At 58.2% G+C, this 1,065-nt stretch carries 2 protein-coding genes; one reads left to right on the top strand and one right to left on the bottom strand.

The genetic code is table 11. From position 1 onward, the window contains the following. A partial coding sequence (locus tag B3187_RS14715) for a TonB-dependent receptor plug domain-containing protein (protein ID WP_286807226.1) occupies positions 1–477 on the bottom strand: 477 nt, incomplete at its 3' end. Between the two features lie 136 nt (positions 478–613). Here B3187_RS14715 and B3187_RS14710 point away from each other — a divergent pair. Next, entirely contained in the window at positions 614–1,054 is a 441-nt protein-coding gene (locus B3187_RS14710) for a DUF6491 family protein (protein ID WP_286807225.1), read from the top strand. Positions 1,055–1,065: the final 11 nt, after the last annotated feature.

The following is a 1,065-nucleotide window of genomic DNA, read 5'->3' as shown; positions in this document are numbered from 1 at the left end:
CAGCTTGCTTACCACATTGACAATACCGCCGGGAGAACCCTGGCCGTACAATACCGATGCCGGGCCTTTGAGTACTTCCACCTGTTCCAGGGTATAGACGTCCGGGCGGGTGTTATTGTAATTGCCAAACAGCGATTGCAGGCTATCCTGATACTGAGGCACGTCCAGGCCCCGCACCTTTACCCAGTCGCCCCGGGTGGCGAAGCCGTAGGTTTTGCCGTAAACACCGGAAGAGTAGGTGAAGACATCGTCCAGGGTGATGGCACCCTTGTCGATGATGTCCTGCAGCCCTTCAATCGACACCGAGCGGGCGGTTTCCATGATCGGGGTATCGGACTTCAGGGCGGAATAGCGGGACAGTTGCCCCGTCACCTGAATTTCCTGGATTTCAGGGGTAGCAGACTGGGCGTGGGTGTAGCCGGAAGCCAGCAGCGAGCCCACGGCAACGGCCAACAGAGAAGGACGGAACAAAGACACAGTAGTGATACTCCTAAGGTGTGTAGAACAGAAATACATGACAACGATGATGCAAATGATAGTGATTAACATTTAAAGGGTCAAGAGAAATGATTTCCTGCGCCAGTTTGATGTCGATGATTCAGAGAGGTGAGCTATGAAACTATGGAAGCTGTGCGCCACCGCGCCGCTGTTGGCCGCGCTGTCCGCCTGTACCACGACCGGTGAGTCGGTCCCGTCGTTTTATGACGTGCTGGCGGAGACGGCGGGGCAGAATGGCCGTGCCTGCGTCCGTCACAGTGATATCCGGGGCTATGGCGTTCTGGATCACGACGTGATTTCCATCGACGGGCGGCGCAATTATTACCTGGCCACCGTGATGCCGGGCTGCAACGCGCTGGATACCTCGCCGTCCGCGCTGTTTGAAGAGCGCTTCAGCGAGGTGTGCGGGGGCGGCATGCACAAGGTCTATGCCGGGGGTGATCACTGTACGATCCGCCAGATGTACGAGTTCGAGAACCGGGAGGCGGCATTCGAGGCGCACCGCAACGCCGTCGAGCGGTACGATGCGCTGCGCGAAGCCGCTGAGCAGGACTGATAGGCTCGGGG

It is taken from the genome of Marinimicrobium sp. UBA4209, assembly GCF_002381585.1.
In the GTDB taxonomy this organism is placed as follows: domain Bacteria; phylum Pseudomonadota; class Gammaproteobacteria; order Pseudomonadales; family Cellvibrionaceae; genus Marinimicrobium; species Marinimicrobium koreense.
The sequence above is the reverse complement of the archived record's forward strand: the minus strand, read 5'-3'. Positions and strand labels throughout refer to the sequence as shown.